Annotated in this window: 17 protein-coding genes; 8 read left to right on the top strand and 9 right to left on the bottom strand. The window is 45.7% G+C overall.

From position 1 onward, the window contains the following. Positions 1-345 precede the first annotated feature (345 nt). Positions 346-1,284 carry an L-lactate dehydrogenase gene (locus tag OF158_RS03680; RefSeq protein WP_014096020.1) on the bottom strand — a complete coding sequence of 313 codons (939 nt, stop codon included), beginning with the start codon at positions 1,282-1,284 and terminating at the stop codon, positions 346-348. Between the two features lie 400 nt (positions 1,285-1,684). After that, on the bottom strand, positions 1,685-1,939 hold the full coding sequence (locus OF158_RS03675; RefSeq protein WP_017551992.1) for a hypothetical protein: 255 nt from the start codon (positions 1,937-1,939) through the stop codon (positions 1,685-1,687). Positions 1,940-2,316: 377 nt separating this feature from the next. Between OF158_RS03675 and ppc the strand changes: the two genes are divergently transcribed. The 3 genes from ppc (at position 2,317) to OF158_RS03660 (ending at position 7,550) form a co-directional block, all read left to right on the top strand. Further along, a complete protein-coding gene (ppc, locus tag OF158_RS03670; RefSeq protein WP_014096022.1) occupies positions 2,317-5,076 on the top strand; it encodes a phosphoenolpyruvate carboxylase in 2,760 nt (919 codons plus the stop codon). Between the two features lie 190 nt (positions 5,077-5,266). Beyond that, a complete protein-coding gene (locus OF158_RS03665; RefSeq protein ID WP_026104666.1) occupies positions 5,267-5,500 on the top strand; it encodes a hypothetical protein in 234 nt (77 codons plus the stop codon). 874 nt (positions 5,501-6,374) lie between these two features. Then, positions 6,375-7,550, top strand: a complete 1,176-nt coding sequence (locus OF158_RS03660; RefSeq protein ID WP_017551449.1) for an IS256 family transposase — start codon at positions 6,375-6,377, stop codon at positions 7,548-7,550. Positions 7,551-7,955: 405 nt separating this feature from the next. On the opposite strand, the gene OF158_RS03655 is transcribed toward OF158_RS03660, so the two are convergent. Beyond that, positions 7,956-8,291 (bottom strand): ABC transporter permease, encoded by a 336-nt coding sequence (locus tag OF158_RS03655; protein ID WP_035182381.1) that lies wholly within the window; start codon positions 8,289-8,291, stop codon positions 7,956-7,958. 248 nt (positions 8,292-8,539) lie between these two features. Between OF158_RS03655 and OF158_RS03650 the strand changes: the two genes are divergently transcribed. Beyond that, positions 8,540-9,451, top strand: a complete 912-nt coding sequence (locus OF158_RS03650; protein WP_035182383.1) for an LCP family glycopolymer transferase — start codon at positions 8,540-8,542, stop codon at positions 9,449-9,451. A gap of 51 nt (positions 9,452-9,502) precedes the next feature. Here the strand turns inward: OF158_RS03650 and OF158_RS03645 are convergent, their stop codons facing one another. Then, positions 9,503-10,162 (bottom strand): HAD family hydrolase, encoded by a 660-nt coding sequence (locus OF158_RS03645; protein WP_026685042.1) that lies wholly within the window; start codon positions 10,160-10,162, stop codon positions 9,503-9,505. A gap of 346 nt (positions 10,163-10,508) precedes the next feature. Here OF158_RS03645 and qoxA point away from each other — a divergent pair, with 346 nt between their 5' ends. The 4 genes from qoxA to qoxD are packed head-to-tail and all read left to right on the top strand — an operon-like array spanning position 10,509 to position 14,298. Continuing rightward, positions 10,509-11,435: a cytochrome aa3 quinol oxidase subunit II gene (gene qoxA / locus OF158_RS03640; RefSeq protein ID WP_014096031.1), complete on the top strand. Its 927-nt coding sequence runs from the start codon at positions 10,509-10,511 to the stop codon at positions 11,433-11,435. A gap of 24 nt (positions 11,436-11,459) precedes the next feature. Further along, positions 11,460-13,409 carry a cytochrome aa3 quinol oxidase subunit I gene (gene qoxB, locus OF158_RS03635; protein WP_035182385.1) on the top strand — a complete coding sequence of 650 codons (1,950 nt, stop codon included), beginning with the start codon at positions 11,460-11,462 and terminating at the stop codon, positions 13,407-13,409. After that, positions 13,406-14,014 carry a cytochrome aa3 quinol oxidase subunit III gene (qoxC, locus tag OF158_RS03630; RefSeq protein ID WP_017553873.1) on the top strand — a complete coding sequence of 203 codons (609 nt, stop codon included), beginning with the start codon at positions 13,406-13,408 and terminating at the stop codon, positions 14,012-14,014. The genes qoxB and qoxC overlap by 4 nt, the downstream gene beginning before the upstream one ends. Next, positions 14,014-14,298, top strand: a complete 285-nt coding sequence (gene qoxD, locus OF158_RS03625; protein WP_264302952.1) for a cytochrome aa3 quinol oxidase subunit IV — start codon at positions 14,014-14,016, stop codon at positions 14,296-14,298. Before qoxC ends, qoxD begins: the two co-directional genes overlap by 1 nt. Before the next feature lie 178 nt (positions 14,299-14,476). On the opposite strand, the gene OF158_RS03620 is transcribed toward qoxD, so the two are convergent. The 5 genes from OF158_RS03620 to OF158_RS03600 form a co-directional block, all read right to left on the bottom strand. Next, a complete protein-coding gene (locus tag OF158_RS03620; RefSeq protein WP_035182387.1) occupies positions 14,477-15,220 on the bottom strand; it encodes an SDR family NAD(P)-dependent oxidoreductase in 744 nt (247 codons plus the stop codon). 209 nt (positions 15,221-15,429) lie between these two features. Then, positions 15,430-16,242 (bottom strand): teichoic acids export ABC transporter ATP-binding subunit TagH, encoded by an 813-nt coding sequence (gene tagH, locus OF158_RS03615; protein WP_017552234.1) that lies wholly within the window; start codon positions 16,240-16,242, stop codon positions 15,430-15,432. A gap of 67 nt (positions 16,243-16,309) precedes the next feature. After that, complete coding sequence (locus OF158_RS03610) at positions 16,310-16,795, bottom strand: VanZ family protein (protein ID WP_035182391.1); 486 nt, start codon at positions 16,793-16,795, stop codon at positions 16,310-16,312. Between the two features lie 256 nt (positions 16,796-17,051). Next, positions 17,052-17,546 (bottom strand): Ig-like domain-containing protein, encoded by a 495-nt coding sequence (locus tag OF158_RS03605; RefSeq protein ID WP_035182393.1) that lies wholly within the window; start codon positions 17,544-17,546, stop codon positions 17,052-17,054. 345 nt (positions 17,547-17,891) lie between these two features. Then, positions 17,892-19,634 (bottom strand): phospho-sugar mutase, encoded by a 1,743-nt coding sequence (locus OF158_RS03600; protein ID WP_035182396.1) that lies wholly within the window; start codon positions 19,632-19,634, stop codon positions 17,892-17,894. Between the last annotated feature and the right edge of the window lie 155 nt (positions 19,635-19,789).

Raw genomic sequence — 19,789 nt, 5'->3', positions numbered from 1 at the left:
ATTCAAGGCTGCTTTTTTATATCCACCTATGGGGTCCCGTATAAAATGAACTTAAGTTTTTACATCAAGCCCGAGCACCAATTTGCATGAAGGAGGCAACAGAGCTGCGATATTTTGGTCATTTTATTAAAGTGAATTTCAATTGTTCGCGTCAAAATCAATGATCATCATGGCTTCCGGGAATACATAGAGAGTAGGAATCTTTAGTTCAACTTGTATAGCATAAATTTAGGAGCGGGGGCACGGAACAAACGTGAACTTTTTCGGCAGTCCTTTTTCAGGCAGGCGCCGGGATTTTTTTCAAAGAAAAAGCCGGGCCTCCCATGAAGCCCAGCCGACACATGCTTACAATACAGGTGCCATCGTTTCTTTTAATACTTTAACAGAATGGCTAAATTGTTCCTGTTCTTTGTCGTTCAGCTCGATTTCAACCACTTCACGGACGCCTTGGCGGTTAATAACGGCAGGAACACCAATGTACACATCGCTGTTTCCGTACTGGCCTTCCAAAAAGGCAGAGACTGTCAAAACACTGTTTTCATTGTTCAGGATCGCTCTTGTGATCCGGGTCAGAGACATCCCGATGCCGTAAAATGTGGCCCCTTTTCGTTCAATGATATGGTAAGCCGCATCTCTCGTGTTGACAAAAATATCATCTAATGTTTTTTGGTCAATGGTTCCCTTTTGCAGATAGCTTTCAATGGTGTCATAACCGATCGTTGTATGGCTCCAAACCGGAAGTTCCGTGTCGCCGTGTTCGCCGATAATTGCGGCATGGACATTGCGCGGGTCAATTCCGAAGTGGGCGCTCAAAGAGTTGCGGAGACGCGCGGAGTCAAGCACTGTGCCCGAACCGATAACATGTTCTTTCGGCAGGCCGGACTCTTTCCAAGTTACATATGTCAAAATGTCAACCGGGTTGCTGGCAACAAGAAAAATCCCGTTAAAGCCGCTGTCCATGATGCTCTTAATCATGCCTTTAAAAATTTTTGCGTTTTTGGCAACAAGATCAAGCCTTGTTTCGCCCGGTTTTTGCGGGGAACCTGCCGTAATGACAACAAGATCGGCAGTGCCGCAATCGGAATAATCGCCTTTCCAAACGCGGGTCGGCGTAGGCGCAAATGGCAGGCCGTGGTTCAGGTCCATGGCTTCCCCTTCTGCTTTTGCTTCGTTAATATCGATTAAAACAAGCTCTTCTGCAACACCCTGATTAATCATGGCGTAGCAGTAACTTGTACCAACTGCACCCGTTCCAACCACTGCAATACGATTGACCTTTTTCATGTATAATCTTCCTTCCCATCAAAAGTAAAAAATATATCCACTGTATGAAAGCAGTTTTGCAAGCCCGGCATGGCGGGCCCCTATCCAGTCTATGGATATTGTGCCAACTCCTAATGGATTCCATACTGCTTTTCCTTTAAAGCAGGACGATTAAACTTTTGCAGCAAATGCTGCCATACGGTTTGTGAAAGAGATGGACGGCATGCTCTTTTATGACTGAAATTGATCGTTCCGTTCATTTTCTTTTCTTCCACATGGGTAAGTATACCACTATTTTTGTGATCAGATTCACATATTTTATGGCGAAAATTTGAAAATTCACCTGCCTGCATGAAGGAAAATGACGGTTTTTCCGTTATTATCCGTTTACATTTTTCACAAATGATTTTATTTGAAAAGGTCAGATATGTAAACGGTATTCCCTTTTGTGCGCACTTTCACAAATTGACCCGGGCAGAGAAATGAATGGCTGATCCCACCCAAATGACTGAATGCCTGCTCTGTCCTCCAAAAACGCAGAATCTGCCCGCTTAAAAAAAATCCGCATCACATGCATGGAAGCGTGGACGGCAGACATCGACAAAAACGCAACTGTCCAGTCATTCAATTGCGCATCATAAATGGACGTGATGTGGACAGCCAGTACGCCGAGCATAATAAAGCCTCACATAAAATCAATTTCATATAAATGCACTTTTTTCAAAGAAAGCATCTCCTTTTCTCTTCATACCGGCTGCTTTATTTGTACTCTAACAACGATTTCTTAATTTATTATTAAAGAAGAAAAAAACGGTTTCACCGCCAATTCTTTTCTTCCCATCCCCGGTACTTGCCCCGCAAAAAACACGAATGATATTTACCGTTGACTTTTAATTGTTCGCATTTTATCCTTAATTTATCCTTCTATGTAGGGAATGTTCCTTTGCTGTTTTTTAATTTTATAAAGTATTAGACTTTTTTCATTTTACAAGTATAATAATAAGTATCATTTTCTTTGTGCATTTTTCTACCAAATGAAAGGAGCGATTATCCTTGCATCAAATTGATGAAAAGAAAGCACCCCGGATGGCACTGCAGGCAGACATGGATTTTCTCGCCGGGCTGCTGGATAAAGTGATCCTATTTGAAGGCGGCGAAGCATTGCTCAAAACGATCCAAAATATTCGCTCCCTGGCACAAAAAGCGAGGGAAACAGGCGATGAGGCTTTCTACCTTCAATTAAAAAAAGAAATTACAGATCTGAATCCGCCAGAACGCCAGGAAGTCATCCGCGCCTTCTCTACCTATCTGCAATTATTTAATATTACCGAGCAAAATTTTAGGATTAAGCGCCGGCGGGAGTACCAATCGGAAGATACAGACCAGGTTCAACCGCGTTCACTTGAAGATGGCATCGAAACGCTGCGGAAAGAAAAAGTGCCGGCTGAAATGGTTGCAGAACTGCTGAACAGCTTATCGCTTGAACTGATTATCACGGCACACCCGACAGAAGCAACAAGGCGGACCATTCTGCAAATCCACAAACGCATTGCAGATCTTTTAAAAGCGCTCGAATATGCAAACACCCGTTACGAGAAAAAAGTCATTGAAGAAACGATTTTGAATGAGATTACCATTTTATGGCAAAGTTCCGAAATCCGCGAGAAAAAACCGTCCGTTCTCGACGAAGTGAAAAACGGGCTTTACTATTTCGACAATGTCCTGTTCGACGTGCTGCCGCGCATACACGAAGACTTGGAAGACTATCTGCACGAATCGTACGGACAGCGATTTAAAGTCCCTTCCTATCTTCATTTTGGCTCGTGGATCGGCGGCGACCGGGACGGAAACCCGAACGTGACCGCGGACATCACCTGGAAAACGCTCGAAATGCAACGTGAACTCGTATTGGAAAAATATAAAAAGTCGCTTACAACACTCCGGGAGCTCCTCAGCCATTCTTCCAAAAAAATAAGCGCCAGCCATGCCCTGCTTGCGTCTGTGGAAAGCGAAGAAAATACAATGCCGGCTGCAAAATTATGGCCGACAAAAGATGAAATTTACCGCAGAAAGCTGACGATTATGATCCATAAACTGGAATGTGTGGGAAAAAACAATGGCGGCTACCAATCCGCAAAGGAGCTCCTTGCCGATCTGTATATGATCCGGGACAGCGTGAACCAGCACCATCCGGCCGGGCATCCGATTAAATTGCTCCGCAAAGTCATCCGCCAGGTCGAGTTGTTCGGTTTCCACCTGGCATCACTCGATATCCGCAACCATAGCGGCGAGCATGAATCGGCCCTTGCCGAGGTGCTTTATAACGTCAATATTGCGAAGGACTATAAAAATCTGTCCGAAGATGAAAAAGTCGCGGTGCTCCTGAAGGCTCTAAACGACCCGCGGCCGATGATTTCAATCTATGATACTTTTACGCCGGAAACGCAGGAAGTCATCAATACATTCCGGATGATCAAACGCGCCCACCAAACATTTGGCGAACGGTCCATCCAGGTATATTTGATCAGCATGGCACACTCGGTCAGCGACGTGCTGGAAGTGCTCGTGCTCGCGAAAGAAGCCGGCCTGTACCGCGTCTACCCGAGCGGGGATATTTTAAGCGAGATCCATATCGCCCCGCTTCTGGAAACGATCGCGGACTTGCGGAACGGCGCGAAAATGCTCGAAACCCTTTTCCAAATGCCCATTTACCGGAACCATTTAAAGGTGCGAGGCAATCTGCAGGAAGTCATGCTCGGCTATTCCGACGGTAGCAAAGACGGCGGCACGATGACAGCGAACTGGCAGCTGTACAAAGCACAGAAAGAAATACACGAAATGGGCGCCAAATACGGCATCAAGCTGAAATTTTTCCACGGGCGCGGCGGTTCGCTCGGGCGTGGCGGCGGCCCGCTTTATTCAAGCCTTTTGTCCCAGCCGCCAGTTACACTTGGCGACGGCGTGAAAATCACCGAGCAGGGTGAGGTGCTGTCATCGCGCTATTTGCTGCGCGACATTGCTTACCGAAGCCTTGAGCAGGCGACATCTACAATGATGTGTGCCATCACGGAACAAAAACAGAACGAGAAAAATGGCAAAACGCCAAACGAAGAAGCTGTCAGGGCAATGGATAAAATTTCCGAATATGCGCTTGAAAAATATCAGGAACTCGTCTTCCGCGACCCTGACTTCCTGTCTTATTTCAAACAGGCAACGCCTTTAAATGAGATCGGTGAACTCAACATCGGCTCCCGCCCGATGAGCCGGAAAGGGAGCGCCCGTTTCGAAGACTTGCGCGCCATTCCGTGGGTATTTTCCTGGACGCAAAGCCGCCAGCTCCTCCCCGCCTGGTATGCAGCCGGAACAGGTCTGAGCAAATATGTGGAAGAAACCGGCAATTTCAAGTTGCTCCAGGAAATGTATGCATCATGGCCGTTCTTCCACGCAACGATCAATAACCTGCAAATGGCATTGATCAAGGCGGAGCTTTCCACGGCTGAAGAATATACGAGGCTGGTGAAAGATCCTGAAGTTGCCGGCCGGATTTTCGGCCTGATCAAAGCGGAATACGAACTAACGAAGGAAATGGTTTTAAAGATTGCGGACCAAAAAGAATTGCTGGATTACACGCCAAACATTAAAGAATCGGTGCGTCTCCGCAACCCGTACGTTGACCCGCTGAACCTGTTCCAAGTCTACCTTATTTCGCAACTGCGTGAACGCGAAAACAAAGATGAAAAAGCCCGGCACCTGCTGATGGAGGTCCTGCTTACAATCAACGGCATCGCCGCAGGGCTCCGGAATACAGGCTGATAGCAAAAAAACCTGTCTTGAATCAAGGCAGGTTTTTTTGTACGCTACTTTTTGGGGGCAAAAAACTTTTCCGCATGGTAAAGGGCAGCCCATGCTATGGGGAAACTTGTCCCCTCCTTTTTAACGGAAATTGTAAAAAAATGCAGAACTTATTGTATAATGGCTTTAAGAATATGCCGGGGGTGTGCTAATGGATGACTTTATCGGATTGATTTCAGTCATTTTAATTTTTTCTGTGCCGATTGTCGCAATTGTAACGAATTTTTTTAAGTCGCGCGAAAAAATAAGAGTACAAGTTTTGGAGAAAGAACTGGAGCTTGAAAAACTGAAAAACGAAAACTTCCTGCTGGAAACAGAAAAGATGAGGCTGGAATTACAAAAAATGGAGCTGGACGGGCCTAAGGATGAGTGGGTTGTGAAATAAGCCTAGAAAATTAAAGCAAGTTAAAAGAGCGGCCTACTTAGGGCTTGCCGAATAAGCCAAATATCTAGATCTGGCAAGGATGCTGACAGCTTTGGCAAAAATGTAATGCAAGGGTGTTAGAACAATCCAAAGAAAAGCTTGCACTTGAAACGCGCCCTAGTGAAGAAAGGCTGTCTTTTTTTCGGGCTTTCTTAACATGGACACGCCTTATGTTAAGGAGGAACCCCGTTTTTGCGTGCTTTCTTAACGTAGAAGGGCTCTATGTTAAGGAAGGTCTTCCTTTTCGCTTGCTTCCTTCACGTAGACGGGTTCTACGTGAAGAAAGATCGTCTTTTTTTCGCGCTTTCTTAACGTAGACGCCCTCTATGTGAAGGAAGGCCGTCTTTTTTGCTCGCTTTCTTAACGTAGACGGGCTCTACGTGAAGAAAGGCCTGCAATTTTCACCGCTTCCTTAACGTAGACGCCCTCTATGTGAAGGAAGAACCTCGTTTTTGCTTGCTTCCTTAACATAGACGCGCCCTATGTGAAGGAAGGCCGTCTTTTTTTCGCGCTTCCTTAACGTAGACGGGCTCTACGTGAAGGAAGATCGTCTTTTTTTCGCACTTTCTTAACGTAGACGCCCTCTATGTTAAGAAAGGCCTTCCTTTTCGCTTGCTTTCTTAACGTAGACGGGCTCTATGTGAAGGAAGGTCTTCGTTTTTCCACGCTTCCTTAACGTAGACGCGCCCTATGTGAAGGAAGAGCCTCGTTTTTGCTCGCTTCCTTAACGTAGACGGATTAAGTCCGTATAATTGTGTAAAAAGAAGGAGTCATTTTATCAACTCTTGGCAACACTGTTTTCAACGACGATAAACTAATGAAAAGAGGAGATAAAATGACTCACTTACAGTTTAACTTAAATTTGGATGTTTTAAAAGAAGCCATCATGACTTCCGATCTTGACGCGGTAATTAAATCAGCGGTTGTCCTCGTGTTAAACGAGTTTATGGAAAAGGAAAGGGATGACTATTTAAAAACGAGCCCTTATGAACGCGCTGTTGAACGCCGGGATTACCGGAACGGTTACTATGAACGCGAGCTGTTGATGAGCATCGGCAATGTTACATTAAAAGTTCCCCGGACACGTAATGGCGAATTCTCAACTACCTTATTTGAAAAGTATGCCAGATGTGACCAAGCTTTCGTCCTTTCTATGTTGGAGATGGTCATCAATGGCGTCTCTACCCGTAAGGTCACAAATGTCGTAGAACAGCTTTGCGGTAAGAATGTATCCAAGTCGTTTGTCTCTTCCCTTACGCAAAAACTGGATCCCATTGTGAATGCTTGGGCCGAGAGACCGTTGAATACAACCTACTACCCTTATGTGTTTGTGGACGCCATGTATATAAAAGTACGGGAGCACCATAAGGTCATATCAAAGGCTGTTTATATTGCGACTGCCATTACAGAGAAGAATACACGTGAAATACTGGGTTTAAGCGTTGACCATGCAGAAAGTTTGGAGAGTTGGAGTTCATTTTTTAAACAACTTAAATCACGTGGACTCCAATCACCAAAACTCGTTATTTCCGATGCTCACATGGGCCTTCAGAAAGCAATACAACGGGAATTCATTGGCACTGCTTGGCAAAGGTGCAATGTTCATTTTAAACGCAATATCATTGAAAAACTGCCCAAAAAAGATACTGCAGAAATCCGGGTGATGATTAAGCGCGTGTTTGAGGCCGTTACGATTGAGGACATACGCAAGTTTAAAGATGAATTAATAAACAAATTTGGTACAGAAGCAAGATTTGAAAAAGCCCTGGCCATTTTAGATGAAGGTTTTGAAGATACTATCCAATACATGAACTTTCCTGAGAATATTCGTATGCACATACGGAGTACTAATTCCCTCGAGCGGCTTAACCAAGAGGTTCGTAGAAGGGAAAGGGTCATTCGCATTTTTCCTAATACCCAATCTGCTTTTCGTTTGGTTGGTGCCGTTTTAATGCAGTATCAAGATACAGAATACTCGAAGAGGAAGTCACTTATGGGAAAGAATAGTTAGCAGCATTTTCAGCTTAACTTCCATCATGGATGATTTCATCTCCGGGAAGGGATGTCAAATTGAAAGGCATTTGACATCCCTTCCCGGAGATGAAGAAAAAAATCCATGGAAGTTAAGCCGAAAAAATGAAGGGGTGGTTGAAAACATTTGCCCATAAATTTACACAATAACCTGGACTTGACTCGTAGACGGGCTCTTCGTTAAGAAAGGCCTGCAATTTTCACCGCTTTCTTCACATAGACGCCCTCTATGTTAAGAAACAGCGATTTTTTTCGCATTTCCTTAACGTAGATAGCCTCTATGTACAGAAAACAACGTCATTTTTCCACGCTTCCTTAACATAGGGCTTGCTGAAATATCAGAATTTCTAGCTTTGGCAAGGAAGTTATAAGTGTCTTCCGACTATTATTCGTACCGTAAAGCCTGAATCGGATTCAGTTTTGACGCTTTATTTGCCGGGAAAACGCCGAAGACGACACCGACAATGAGCGAAAAGCCGAACGAAAGAGCAGTAACCGGAAGCGACTGGGTGGCGCCCGTGCTAGCAAAAAGCGCGTAAATTTTGATAGCGGCAAACCCGACCCCTACGCCGAGCAGACCGCCTAATGCACTCAATACGACCGCTTCGATCAAAACCTGGACAAGAATATCCTTCCGTTTTGCCCTGCTCTTTACATAGAAAAGCGACCCTCCCCCGATGACCACAACAATCAAAATAACTATAATGATCCACTTCTTCATCTTTATGTTCTCCTTTCCTGTTTTCCAATTTTTACAGGAACCATCTATTCTACTTTCTGGGCTTCATTATGATGGGGCAAACTTAAATTTTTCTTAATGTTTTCGTTTCAAATTGCGAGGATTGAAAAACAGGCCGCACCGTCAGCCCGATACTGCCGGTATATGATGGGAATCGACAAAAAGGATATTCAAGCGTAGCGAATCATGTTATAATATCCAATTATATGACGAAAAAGTGAGGGCCATCGATGAAGAAAAAAATCCTGATGTCTTTTTTAAGCTTAATTGGGATCCTGGTCATCGCCTGTGGCGGTTATGCCTATTATGTTTATCACTCGGCAAAAGCTGCGGCTAATAAAATGCATGAATCGCTGGCAGGCACTTCAAATGAAAGCATCTCAAGCCAGAACGGGCAGCCGATTTCCGTTTTGCTGCTTGGTGTGGATGAACGTGCAAATGACAGCGGCCGTTCCGATGCCATCATTGTGATGACCATTAATCCGAAAAAAGGCACGACACAGCTGGTCAGCATCCCGCGGGATACAAGGACGCTGATCGCCGGACGCGGCACATATGACAAAATCAATGCTGCGTATGCATATGGTGGAACCGATATGGCTTTAAAGACAGTTGAGAACTTTACCGGTATCCAAATGGATTATTATGTAAAAATCAACATGCAGGCCCTGAAAAAACTGGTTAACGCGGTTGGTGGCATTACCGTCAACAACACGATTGACTGGCATGACGAAGGGTACTATAAAAAAGGGTACCATTACAAAAAAGGGGAAATTCATTTGAACGGAGCCCAGGCACTCGGTTATGTCAGAATGCGCCATCTTGATCCGGAAGGGGATTTCGGCCGCAATAAACGGCAGCGGAAAGTGATCGAGGCGCTGATTCAGAAAGCAACCAGCATTTCTTCGGTGACAAAATATAGCAGTATTCTTGATACGCTTGGCGACAATGTCAAAACAAATATGACGTTTAATGACATGCTGACGATAGAGAAAAACTACCGGAATGCCGCCAAAAAAATTACCCAGTATGAAGTAAAAGGCACAGACACCAACTTTGACGGGATCTATTATTTATCGGTGTCAGACATTGAAAAAGAAAAAGTCACGCAGATGCTGGAAGAAAACCTGTCTGGTGACTAAGGAATATTGGAAACAACAACCCGCTTCAGCATGCAGAAGCGGGTTGTTTTGTCAACGGCTCTCAATAAACCGGATCACCTCTTCAAGCGGCGTTTCCGCCATTGACCCGAGGCGGTGGTCAATCTCGCCGAACTTGAGGTCTTTTGTTACCCGGTTTGGGACGACCACGCATGCCATACCGGCGCGTTTTGCCGCAAGCGACCCATTTGGCGAATCTTCGAAGACGAGGCATTGTTCCGGTTCCACGCCGAGACAGCCAGCCGCTTTCAAATACAAAGCAGGGTCCGGTTTGACTTTTTCCACGTCATCGGAAGATTTGATGCAGTCAAAATACGCAAGCAGGCCAAGCTGGCGCAAATAGCGGTGCAGCCATTTCCTGTCAGAGCTTGAAGCCAGCCCGACTTTAAGCCCGAGCTGCCTGGCCGACTTTAAATAGTCTTCCACGCCTTCGCGGGCCGCACCTTTTTCGAGCCGTTTTAAAAACATTTCCTCCAGCTTGTGATCCAGTTTTTCTGTATCAAGCGGCTTTTTGATCTGCTCTTCAAGATATTTAAACGGTTTAAAACCAGAATGCGTGCCAATCCCCTTTCCCCACAGCTCAAGCGGCATCTCGCAATCGTAGCCGCGAAAAATTTCACACAGCACATCATAATGTTCCGATTCCGTATCCATAATTAGCCCGTCGAAATCGAAAATGACAGCTTTTATCATCCGTAAAACCCCTTTCTGTTTCCCTTAACATTATACGTTAAAAACACTTTTCCTCCCAGAATGGTTTTGAAATCTTTTCCAAAATATTAAATTCCTTATTCCTTCACAAAGTTGTAAATTATTTCTGGATAATACCAGTATTTGACAAATCTATGAAAAATATATGAACTTTTTATGAAATTTTTATGAAACATGGTACTATAAGGGGAAATGACAATACAATCTATATTATTTTATTGTAAAATAGGTTAGCACCATAATAAAGGTGAAAAAATAAAAGTACCACCTTTTTTTCATTTGCTTTTATTTGTACACTATTTTACCAAACCGGAAGGAGAGAAAAAATGTGTTGAGGAAACTACCTTGGAAATTGGTGCTGCTTTTGTCCCTCACATCGCTCTTTTTGCTCGGCGGATGTGACACCAAAATTGCAGTGCTCGACCCACAAGGTCCAATGGCGCGGGAACAATATCATTTGATTGTTTACTCATCCATCTTGATGGCCTTTGTATTCGTCGTTGTCCTTGGGTTGTATCTTTATATGGTGATCAAATACAGGGCGTCGCGTCTGCCGGCTGATTATAAACCGCCGCAAATCCACGGCCATAAAGTACTGGAAACGGTATGGACCGCCATCCCGGTGCTGTTGATTATTGCCATTGCCATTCCAACCGTTAAAGCAAACTATTCGGTGGAAGAAACACCAAAATCGATGAAAAACGAAAAGCCTTTAACAGTTTATGTCACGTCATCGGAATGGAAATGGATTTTCAGTTATCCGGAACAGGGAATTGAAACGGTTAACTATGTAAACATTCCGGCTGGGCGGCCAATCAATTTTGAATTGACCTCATCTGGTACGATGGCTTCTTTCTGGATTCCTGAACTTGGCGGACAGAAATACACGATGCCGAACATGACGATGAGACTGATTCTGGCTGCAGATCACCCTGGCGAATATACAGGAAGAAACGCAAACTTCAACGGGGAAGGCTTTGCAAAGATGGACTTCGATGTGTTGGCCCAAACGCCGAAAGATTTTAATGCGTGGGTGAAGGAAGTCAAAAGCAGAGCGCCTCAAATGAAAAAATCGGATTATGAAAAACTGATTAAAAAAGAAGGCCTCGTAGGAAGACAGACTTACACCGGGACCCATCTAAAATGGGATAAACCGGATGAACAAAAAAGCTATTATGAAGAATCGGAAAAAGGTGAGAAACAAAATCACCACCATCACCACGATATGTCCGGTATGGATATGAGCGGAAAATAATCATTGGAATAGGAGGAAAACAGTGTGAAACTTAGTGATTTTTTCGTCACCGGTGAACCGGCCATATATGCCGCCGAAGTTGGTATGGCACTTGGCGCGGCCGCTGTGATCTTTTCTCTAACCTATTTCAAGAAATGGAAATGGTTATGGAAAGAATGGCTGACAACCGTTGACCATAAAAAAATCGGGATTATGTACATTATCGTTGCGGTTTTAATGTTATTCCGCGGCGGTGTCGATGCTTTAATGATGAGAACACAGCTTGCACTGCCGAACCAGCATCTGCTTGATGCAAACCATTACGACGGGATCTTTACGACCCACGGGGTTGTCATGATCTTATTTATGGCGATGCCGTTTTTGTTCGGCCTGATTAACGTTGCTGTTCCGCTTCAAATCGGGGCACGCGATGTTGCCTTCCCGCTTTTGAACGCATTCAGCTTCTGGGCAATGGTTGCAGGGATGTGCCTCTTTAACATTTCATTCATTATCGGGGGCTCCCCTACTGCCGGCTGGACGAACTACTTCCCGCTTGCAGGAACGGAATTTACAAAAGGTGTCGGAAACAACTACTATGCATTGGGTCTGCAGCTTTCCGGGATCGGGACACTGGCTACGGCCGTGAACTTCATTGTCACGATTTTGAAAATGCGGGCGCCAGGCATGACATTAATGAAAATGCCGATGTTCGTATGGTCTACTTTGATTACTTTTATCATCGTGCTTTTTGCTTTCCCTGTTTTGACAGTGGCTTTGGCAGAAGTAACGTTTGACCGTACTTTTGGTGCGCACTTCTTTACCATGGGTTCAGGCGGCAGCCCGATGTTATGGGCAAACTTGTTCTGGATCTGGGGCCACCCGGAAGTGTACATTGTGTTGCTGCCATCTCTTGGGATTTACGCGGACATTATCGCTACATTCTCGGGTAAACGATTGTTTGGATATGCCTCCATGGTCGTTGCGATGGCTGGTATCGCATTCTTCAGTTATTTCACATGGGTTCACCACTTCTTTACAATGGGGAACACAGCAGTCGTAAACTCGTTCTTCTCGATCTCAACGATGATTATCGCGATACCAACGGGTGTCAAATTATTTAACGAAATCTTTACATTGCATAAAGGGAAAATTAGAACAACAACGCCTATGCTATGGTCGCTTGCCTTTATCCCGACATTTTTGATCGGCGGGGTTACGGGTGTTATGCTTTCCATGGCAGCAGCAGACTATCAATATCACAATTCATATTTCCTGATTGCCCACTTCCACTATACATTGATTCCGGCAGTCGCCTATGCATGTTTCGCAGGGCTCCACTACTGGTATCCGAAAATGTTCGGCTATATGCTGAATGAAAAACTGGGCAAAATTACGTTCTGGTTGTGGATGGTCGGCTTTAACCTTTGCTTCCTGCCGCAATTCTTTGTCGGCCTCGACGGAATGGCGCGCCGGATGTACACTTATGAAGCAGGACTTGGCTGGACAGGTTGGAACTTCGCCTCTACAGTAGGTGCCTATATCATGGGGATTGGGTTCCTCGTCCTGGCTTGGAACATTGTTTACAGCATTAAACATGGCGTTCGCGACACGACCGGTGATCCTTGGGATGGCCGCACATTAGATTGGGCAACCCCTACACCGGTTCCGGAATATAACTTTGCGAAACAGCCGGTTGTCTCTACACTTGATGCGTTCGCAGAATACAAAGAAAACGGCACACCGATTTACCGGGATGAAGAGTACAAACCGATCCATATGCCAAATAACTCGGCAATGCCATTTTTCTCCGCTGTATCGATGGGCCTTGCAGGTTTCGGCCTTGTCTGGTCCTGGTGGTGGCTCGCCATTCTCGGCGGTTTGATGATGCTCGGCTGCCTTGCGTGGAGATCGTTTGACCCGGATAAAGGGCACTATATCAGTGTAGAAGAAATCATTCGCACAGAAAATACAAGAGCAGGAGGTGTAAAACGATGAGCGACGAACATTTGGATACATCATTGCCCCTCGAATACCAGCGCAATCAGGACCGTTTAACCATTTTCGGTTTCTGGGTTTTCCTGGCGGCTGAAATCACTTTGTTTGCAACGCTGTTTGCAACGTATTTTACACTCCAGCACCAAACAGCAGGCGGGCCTGTTCAGCAGGACATCTTTGAGCTCAAAGGTGTCCTGATTGAAACCTTTGTCCTTTTGACAAGCAGTTTTACATGCGGAATTGCCGTCTTCAATATGCGCAACCGGAATAAAGGCGCGATGCTCGGCTGGTTTATCGTTACCCTTCTTCTCGGTTTAACTTTCGTCGGCTTTGAAATCAATGAATTTGTCACGTACGTTCATGATGGGGCAACACTGCCGACAAGCGCATTCCTTTCCGCATTCTATGTATTGCTCGGAACGCACGGATGCCACGTTTCCCTCGGGATTTTATGGGGAATATCGATTATTATACAACTGATCCGCCGCGGTTTAACGCCGATGACGGCACGCAAATTTTTCGTTGTAAGTATTTACTGGCACTTCCTTGATGTTGTCTGGATCTTTATCTTCACTTTCGTTTATTTAGGAGGGTTGATGAAATAATGGAGCATCATTCAAAATATCCGATCGGCCATGTCATCGGTTTTCTGCTTTCAATCGTATTGACCCTTGTGGCACTGTATGTTGCTTTGTATACCAACCTTTCTAAAACGGCGACCATCTGGACAATCGGATTGTTTGCCTTCCTCCAGGCTGGCGTGCAATTATTTATGTTCATGCACGTCAAAGAAGGCGAAAACGGAAAGATCAATGTCAGCAATATGATCTACAGCATCATCATTGCGATCGTCGTTGTTTACGGAACCATCTGGGTTATGCACTTTTAACCAAAAAAACCTGCATCCTTTTAGCGGATGCAGGTTTTTTTATGGCTTGTCCGGACAGACGCATTTGCAAATACGGCCAAATCGGCGATTCTTCCCGAGGGCCGGTTTATGGCTTGAACGCATCAACCGGTATCAACCCGGACCGGATGGATGCCTTTTGGCGCTGGTTATGCCGCACTTATTGCGCTGTATAACCGCCGTCCACGAGCAGGGCAATGCCGGTTACAAATTGATTTTCACTGAGGAATACGATGGCATGGGCGATTTCATCCGCACGCCCGAGCCGGCCGATCGGATGCCTTGCGACAAGGCCGTCATAAAAATCGCCGAGTGCTTCCTTATTCACCATGCCGGTTTCAACATACCCCGGGTTCACCGCATTCACGCGAATGCCTTTTGATGCATATTCAAGGGCCAGCGACTTTGTCATCAGGTTGACGGCACCTTTGCTTGCATTGTAGGCAAAAGCACCCGGTTCGCCGACGTACCCTAAAATAGAGGATGTATTGACAATACAGCCACCGCCTGTTTTCAACATTTCACGGATGGCATATTTCGAACCGAAAAATACACCGTTTTGATTGACGGAAATAACCTTTTGATAGTCTTCAAAGCTCAGTTCATGGGTTGTAGCCATGACGCCAATGCCGGCATTATTCACCATAATATCCACTCTGCCGTACCGGTTGACGGTTTCTGCGATAAGATCGGCGACGGACTGTTCATCAGATGCATCGGCACGAATAAAGCATACATCCGCTCCTTTTTCTTTAAGTTCCTTTTCAACCGCTTTGCCGCTTTCTTCGTTGTAATCGGAAATGACCACTTTCGCCCCTTTTTCCGTAAAAGCTTTTGCGGTTGCAAGCCCGATCCCGGAAGCGCCGCCTGTGACAATTGCAATTTTATTTTCTAAGCTGGCCATTATGATTCCCTCCCATTGTGAGTATGTACACATTTTCACTATACCGCTAAAAAGTAAGCGCTGTCAATTTTTATATCTATTTTTTGCGAAAAACAGTTTGCCTGGCTGGAATCGTTCTTCAGCCGTTCACTCCCGGTTTTCCAGCGAAAATCCCGGTAAGCAAAAAGCGGCTGCCCGGCACGCAACAAGCATTCCGGGCAGCCGCCTCCTTATTCTGCCACTTTTTCTTTTCTTTCTTTGCTCCGTTTTTCGAGAATCATCTGTTTGAAGTTTTTCTGTTTGTCTTTTGGCCATGATTTGAATTCTTTCAGGAACTTTTCGTAATTTGGCAGGACATCATCGATCGCGCCGTATTGCTTAATTTCCCCTGCTTCCAGCCACATCGCTTTCTCGCAAAATTTCTTTACCTGGCCCATCGAGTGGCTGATGAAAAAGATCGTTTTGCCCGCATCCTTGAATTCATTCATCTTCTCAAAACATTTATCGGCAAATGTCTGGTCGCCGACTGATAACGCCTCGTCAATGACAAGAATATCAGGGTCAACGTTGACCGAGATGGCAAATCCGAGCCGTGACTTCATCCCGCTTGAATATTTTTTAACAGGCTGATCAATGAACTGCCCGATATCCGCAAATTCAATAATTTGCGGGGTTAGCTCCTTAATCTGCTTTTTTGTGAACCCAAGCATCAGGCATTTCAGTTCAATATTTTCAAGGCCTGACAATTCATTGTTTAAGCCGGAGTTGATGGCAATCAGCGATGTTTCGCCGTTTAATTCAATCGTTCCGGTTGTGGGCGGAATAATGCCGGTAATCAGATTGGACAAGGTTGATTTGCCGGCGCCGTTAACGCCGATCACGCCGATGACATCCCCGTTGCTCGCCTCAAAAGAAATATTCTGCAGGGCGTAAAAATCATCCCCGTAACCGCCCGGCAAAATGATGTCGAGAATTTTTTCCGAATTGCTCCGGTACATTTTATACTTTTTCGAAACGTTTTTAAATCTGACAGATATGCTCATAGATTAGAACTCCCTGTTGTATATTCAATACGATTATTATAAAGAAACAAATGCCGTTCGTTAAGCATTATCGGGATTTTTTCCTTCGCGTAAACCATAAAAACAGACAGACGCCAATCATGATTCCGAAGCTGTCAAAAGTGATGACATCTATAAAATGCCCTGTTCTGCCGCTGACAAAACTTTGATGCCATTCGTCAAGATTGGCATAGAGAAAACTTGCCAGAAAGCCGGCCGGAACTGCAAAACGGACAGGAACCAAAACCGTGCGCAAAGTTAGAAGGATCAGCAAAGTACAGACGGCATATTCCGCCACATGGCAGGATTTCCGGATCCAGAATTCAATAAAATCATACGGCAGCGTTGACGTGACAAGCGCACCCCCGTAATAAAATTCGATTTTCGGCAATGTGTTTGCATCGAGGTGTACCAGCTTTTCCAGTTCCGGCCGCATGTCCTGTTCCTTATAGGGCTGGTTGGAGAAAAGAAACATGGCAGCCATAAACAGGATGCAGAGACCTGCAAGCACCAGCGCGCTTTGTTTTTTCTTCATGAGCAATGGCAAAGCCTCCTATTCGCTCTTTCCATTTTACATGAGTAAGAAAAATGTTGCATCCTTTTTGGGCGTTTTTCTTCCAACGGACAAAAAAAGAAGCCGCCCTTTTCAGCCGTTTCCGCGGAAGAAAAAAGCATGGCATTTGCCCTTTATCATAAGCAAAAAAACCGGGACGGCTCCCGGCCTTTTTGGCCCTGAAACGTTATGCTCCTTTTGAAAAGCGATATCGTTTTGAATGGGGTGATCCGCTCTCCTATTTTTGTACCGTAATCGTTTTAGCGTCGCTCCAAATGCCGTTTTTAACAGCATACAACGACAATTTTGCGCCTGCCTTTTGCTTTTTGATTTTCACGGTGAACCTGCCATTTTTTCCGGCAACAGCATGGCCGATTGCCGTTTTTCCGGTTTTGACATAGACTTTGGACCCGCTAAGTGCAGTTCCGGTCACTTTCGTTGCGCCTGCTTTAACGCCCTGTGCGGACGGTGCCGGCGGTTTTACGGTTGTGGCTGCGGCCTTTCCTGTATGGCGCGCTGCATCGGTTGCATAGACATACAGTTTTCTGCCGATGCTTTGCGGTTGTATCTTGGCCGCAAATTCCCCGTTTTTACCGGCCTTGCCGGTTCCGATCGTTGTTTTGCTGGCTTTCACCGTGATTTTCGCATATGGCTCTGCTGTGCCGGTTACCTTTTTCGAAAAATTGGTGACAGTCCGCAAACCGGACCGGTTGGCCGGACTCTGTTGAATCAAACAGATACGTCCCGGCCGAAAATGTGCATCTGCCCAGAATATACCATGCCTTATTTTTAAAGTAAAGAAAAATCAGGCTCATTTTTTCGCAAAGTTTCTGCAAATGATGCCTGTTTTTGCAGAAAGGGAAAATCGTACTGAACCTGCATAGAAGCGGGAAAGAAGATCCGGCGTACATGGCAGGGCGGCACCAATACAGGCGGTTCCTGAGAGATGGCCGGGGCGCTGAAAATGAGCCTTGTCCTTTGTTGTGAGGGAGCCGATTATGGTGTTCTGCATCAATCTGCCGCACGGCGAAAAAACGCCCCGGACGTCAGATCCGCCCGGGGCACCCTATGAATACAATTAAAGCATACGGTTTACGAGATTCATCACTTCATCGCTTAGGCGTTTGTTCCGTTGTTCGCTCTCCGCGAGACTGCCCGCTTTCACGCCAAAGTAGAACTTCACTTTCGGTTCTGTTCCGGACGGGCGCATGCAGAACCATGAACCGTCTTCAAGGAAAAATTTCAGTACATTGGACTTTGGCAGTTCAATTTTTGACGTTTCTCCCGTTTTCGCGTTGGTCCGCACTTGTGATTGATAATCCTCGCGGGCGGATACCGGGATGCCCGCCACTTCTGTTAACGGATGGGCACGGAAGTTGGCAAGGATGCCGGCGATTTTTTCCGATCCTTCTTTTCCTTTCAAAGTGAGCGATGTTAAGGATTCCTTATAGTAGCCGTACTGTTCGAAAATGTCGAGCAGGCCTTCATACAATGTTTTTCCCATCGACTTATAGTAAGCGGCCACTTCAGCAGCAAGGACCGCCGACTGCACCGCATCTTTATCGCGCACAAAATCGCCGATTAAATAACCGTAGCTTTCTTCATACCCAAATAAGAAAGTATGGGCACCGGTTTTTTCAAACTCTTTGATTTTTTCACCGATGAATTTAAAACCGGTCAAAGTGTCGATGGTCGGGATGCCGAAAGACCGGGCAATATCGCGGCCGATTTCAGACGTTACAATCGTTTTGATGACAATACCGTTTTCCGGCAGAGTCCCTTGCTTTTGTTTTTGTGTTAAAAGATAATGGAGCAGTAATGCGCCTGTCTGGTTGCCGGTTAAAACCTCGTATTTTCCTTCATGGTTTTTTACGGCAACGCCGAGGCGGTCAGTGTCCGGATCCGTGCCAAGCAAAATGTCCGCGCCGATTTCTTCGCCGTAGCGGATGGCAAGTTCAAAAGCGGCATGTTCTTCCGGATTTGGCGATTTTACTGTTGAGAACTCGGAATCCGGCAGCTCCTGTTCTTTTACAACGGTGACGTTTTGAAAACCGAAATTTTCAAGGCCGCGGCGGACCGGGAGATTGCCTGTCCCGTGCAGCGGCGTGTAGACGATTTTGAAAGAATCTGCAACCGAGCTGATCACTTCCTTGTTTTGGCGGAGTTTGATGAGCTGGTCCTGGTAAGCTTTGTCTACATTTTCGCCGATATAAACGAGCAAGCCTTTTTCGATCAGATCCTTTTCTTCGCCGACTTCGACAAGCAGCTCATTTTCGACACGGTTCACATAGCCTGTCAGTTCGTCCGCTTCTTTTGGCGGCATTTGCCCGCCATCCGGCCCGTAAACTTTGTAGCCGTTGTATTCTTTCGGGTTATGGCTCGCTGTAATGACAACGCCGGCATAAGCGTTCAAGTACCGGACCGCAAATGACAAAAGCGGCGTCGGATGGAGGGAATCAAATAAATAGGCTTTGATCCCGTGCTTGCCGAGCGTTTTTGCGGTTTCAAGGGCAAACTCCGGCGATTTGCGCCTTGAATCGTAGGCGATCGCGACCCCACGGTTTATAGCTTCTTCCCCCTGGTCGAGAATGAAGTTTGCCAGCCCTTCTGATGCTTTCCGGACTGTATAAATATTCATGCGGTTCGTGCCGGCGCCCAGTTCCCCGCGCATACCGCCCGTTCCGAACTCAAGGTTTTTATAAAAGCGGTCTTCCAGATTTTTTTCATCCCCGCTTACGCCGGATAGTTCTGCTTTTAATGCGGCATCCAGCTCTGCAAAGCGGTTCCATTTTTCATAAGAAGTTTTCCAATCAGTGCTCATGTTGGCCTCCTGTAAAAAATTTTCTATTTCCATATTAGCATAAATTTGTTGAAATCCCAGACCTTAATGCATGAGAAGGCGGATTTTCCCGCATCTAACTTTTATAGCGGCCGGAAAAAACGTTGCTGTAGACCCACCCTGCACTTCATTGTTAT

Source organism: Weizmannia sp. WK01 (assembly GCF_025905465.1).
Lineage (GTDB): Bacteria > Bacillota > Bacilli > Bacillales > Bacillaceae_C > Weizmannia > Weizmannia faecalis.
Note: the sequence above shows the minus strand (reverse complement) of the source record. Positions and strands in the feature narration are given on the sequence as shown.

What these genes read in the sequence shown, in the direction of transcription:
- OF158_RS03680 (WP_014096020.1), bottom strand. Translation starts at nt 1,284, where the DNA reads ATGAAAAAGGTCAATCGTATTGCAGTGGTTGGAACGGGTGCAGTTGGT.
- OF158_RS03675 (WP_017551992.1), bottom strand. Translation starts at nt 1,939, where the DNA reads ATGCTCGGCGTACTGGCTGTCCACATCACGTCCATTTATGATGCGCAA.
- OF158_RS03665 (WP_026104666.1), top strand. Translation starts at nt 5,267, where the DNA reads ATGGATGACTTTATCGGATTGATTTCAGTCATTTTAATTTTTTCTGTG.
- OF158_RS03660 (WP_017551449.1), top strand. Translation starts at nt 6,375, where the DNA reads ATGACTCACTTACAGTTTAACTTAAATTTGGATGTTTTAAAAGAAGCC.
- OF158_RS03655 (WP_035182381.1), bottom strand. Translation starts at nt 8,291, where the DNA reads ATGAAGAAGTGGATCATTATAGTTATTTTGATTGTTGTGGTCATCGGG.
- OF158_RS03650 (WP_035182383.1), top strand. Translation starts at nt 8,540, where the DNA reads ATGAAGAAAAAAATCCTGATGTCTTTTTTAAGCTTAATTGGGATCCTG.
- OF158_RS03645 (WP_026685042.1), bottom strand. Translation starts at nt 10,162, where the DNA reads ATGATAAAAGCTGTCATTTTCGATTTCGACGGGCTAATTATGGATACG.
- qoxC (WP_017553873.1), top strand. Translation starts at nt 13,406, where the DNA reads ATGAGCGACGAACATTTGGATACATCATTGCCCCTCGAATACCAGCGC.
- qoxD (WP_264302952.1), top strand. Translation starts at nt 14,014, where the DNA reads ATGGAGCATCATTCAAAATATCCGATCGGCCATGTCATCGGTTTTCTG.
- OF158_RS03620 (WP_035182387.1), bottom strand. Translation starts at nt 15,220, where the DNA reads ATGGCCAGCTTAGAAAATAAAATTGCAATTGTCACAGGCGGCGCTTCC.
- tagH (WP_017552234.1), bottom strand. Translation starts at nt 16,242, where the DNA reads ATGAGCATATCTGTCAGATTTAAAAACGTTTCGAAAAAGTATAAAATG.
- OF158_RS03610 (WP_035182391.1), bottom strand. Translation starts at nt 16,795, where the DNA reads ATGAAGAAAAAACAAAGCGCGCTGGTGCTTGCAGGTCTCTGCATCCTG.
- OF158_RS03600 (WP_035182396.1), bottom strand. Translation starts at nt 19,634, where the DNA reads ATGAGCACTGATTGGAAAACTTCTTATGAAAAATGGAACCGCTTTGCA.